This window comes from Nostoc sp. (genome assembly GCF_036917755.1).
Taxonomy (GTDB): domain Bacteria; phylum Cyanobacteriota; class Cyanobacteriia; order Cyanobacteriales; family Nostocaceae; genus Nostoc.
In genome coordinates this window covers 1-2,008 of sequence record NZ_JBALFC010000075.1, presented here as the reverse complement: position 1 = coordinate 2,008, position 2,008 = coordinate 1, and the positions used below count along the sequence as shown (strand labels likewise).

Annotated in this window: 2 protein-coding genes and 1 pseudogene; 1 reads left to right on the top strand and 2 read right to left on the bottom strand. The window is 40.7% G+C overall.

Annotation, left to right across the window (positions count from 1 at the left end; translation table 11 throughout):
* Positions 1 to 155: 155 nt before the first annotated feature.
* A complete protein-coding gene (locus V7L05_RS17490) occupies positions 156 to 1,292 on the bottom strand; it encodes an NAD(P)/FAD-dependent oxidoreductase (RefSeq protein WP_335165808.1) in 1,137 nt (378 codons plus the stop codon).
* Between the two features lie 27 nt (positions 1,293 to 1,319).
* Positions 1,320 to 1,496 (bottom strand): annotated as a pseudogene (locus V7L05_RS34750) (isopenicillin N synthase family oxygenase); the annotation flags it as partial.
* Between the two features lie 273 nt (positions 1,497 to 1,769).
* Here V7L05_RS34750 and V7L05_RS17485 point away from each other — a divergent pair.
* A partial coding sequence (locus tag V7L05_RS17485; protein WP_335165807.1) for a DUF6444 domain-containing protein occupies positions 1,770 to 2,008 on the top strand: 239 nt, incomplete at its 3' end.

The following is a 2,008-nucleotide window of genomic DNA, read 5'->3' as shown; positions in this document are numbered from 1 at the left end:
TGTTCCGCTTTCAGGAATCTTTTTACTGGCATGATGCACACACCCTTGGTTTATCTTGTTGCTATTTTATGCGACTTAAATGTGGAACAGCTTAAGACAAGAACACTGAAACGAAGTTCAGTGGCCCCAATTAAGGAGGGGTCTGAATGCCCTTCTTAATTGTCCCTTCTGCCTTCTGCACTCTGCCTTCTGCTTTCTTCAATAGCAAAGCGTTCTGCTAAGGGTAGTACCATTACTAGCGGATTGCTTAATCCACTAAACACATAAACATTGTTTAATCCTGGAACAGCACCAATTATAGGAAATTGATTCCCACTAAATGCCACTAAGCAATGATGCCAAATTCCTGGTAAATTCTTCAAAGTTGGTAACACTTCCCCGACACTTTCTCGCAACCATTTTTCACTCGCTTGTGAATTTACCTTGGCATGAGGATCTGTGAGAATGCGACTAATTTGACCCAAGCGTAAACTGCCATCTTGAAATTGAATTGCGCCAGCATCTAAAATCGCTGTTACTGGTTCATTACCTGGCTGATCCCAAACTTCATCGACTTCAGCAGATTGGGCTTCTAATTGAAATCGTTGCACATTTGCTGGCATAACTAAGGTGCTTAACTTGACATCAACTGGTGCAGTTTCAATTATTTCTGCGTGGGTAAAATATATTTTAGTGGAAATACCAGATGCCTTTAATAGTTGGCGGCTAAGTCCACCTGCACAAATGACAACATTTGCACTGTGGTAACTTGCAGTAGTGGTTTTTACACCACTTTCTAATATTTGCAATACTTGGGTAATTTGCACTTCACCCCCACCACGCAAAAAAGCTTGAATGTAAGCTTGTGCTGTTTTTTGTGGATGAATATGACCGTGTTTAACAGTTAAAGCACCAGATATCGCCTGTTGATTTAGGAGTGGTTCCAGTTCAATCGCTGCTTCTGGGCTAAGTAAATGTGGTACATCGGCACAATTATTATAGGATGCAGCGATCGCTTCTGGGTCACTAGAAGCTGAAATAGTCAGTAATAAATCTAATTCCCGAAACTCGATATCAGCGTCTAACTCAAGAGATAAGATACGATAGCGAGCGCTTGCTTGTTTGCACAATTGGCGAGTAAATGCTGTAGTACCCGACCAATACGCAAGCCCACCATAACTATAACGAGTTGCATTCTGTGGTATTTCATATTCTTCCACCAAAAGTACGCCAAAGCCTGCTTTTCCTAATTCATAAGCAAGTGCAGCACCCGTAATCCCACCACCAACTACAATCCAGTCGTAAGTTTTCATCTCGAATTTCCACTCAGAAACAACCATCTAATATGTTGCTTGTAACCGTTGTAAAAGATATTCTCTTGCTAAAATAGGCGGATAAATAGGGGATTTTCCTTTTTGGCAACTTTGTAAACAAGCAATCTCTACATCATCATTAGGATGACAGAAAAAAGCAATAGAATACCGAGACTGGTTTACCCTGTCGTCATTAGGAATCATCCTCTTTCAAGAGCAACATATCCTGTATTACAAAATTCATCACTCCAAGCTTGCTTTTGCTTAACTTCTAAAGGTTTTTTAAAAATGGTACACATAGCCGAGACCCTTATTTTTCGTAACCGTTCACAGGATCTGAAACACTACAGTCAAAAAATGGGTTACTGAGGTGGTAGATTAAATTACATGGATGAAAACTGCCTCGCCTACGGAATTGAAATTTCGGACTTAGATTAGGAAAAGACTCCAGCCAGTGTCAAACAATTGGTGGAGAAAATGGGGCAGCACATCAAGCAATCGGAAAAAGAGTTAACTGACTTAAAAGCCCAGCAGCAAGAGCTTTTAGAAAAAAATAATCGCACCTCAAAGAATTCATCATCTCCGCCCTCATTAGACCCACCCAATGCCGAAAAGCATGAAAAAAAGAACAAGAGTGCTAAAAAGCGAGGGGGACAACTAGGGCATAAAGGTCATAGTAGGTTTCTGTACGATGTGTCTGAATGTGAAAGCGTTTT

Bases quoted from the DNA above. Each gene is read 5' to 3' on its own strand.
- V7L05_RS17490 (WP_335165808.1), bottom strand. From the start codon at position 1,292: ATGAAAACTTACGACTGGATTGTAGTTGGTGGTGGGATTACGGGTGCT.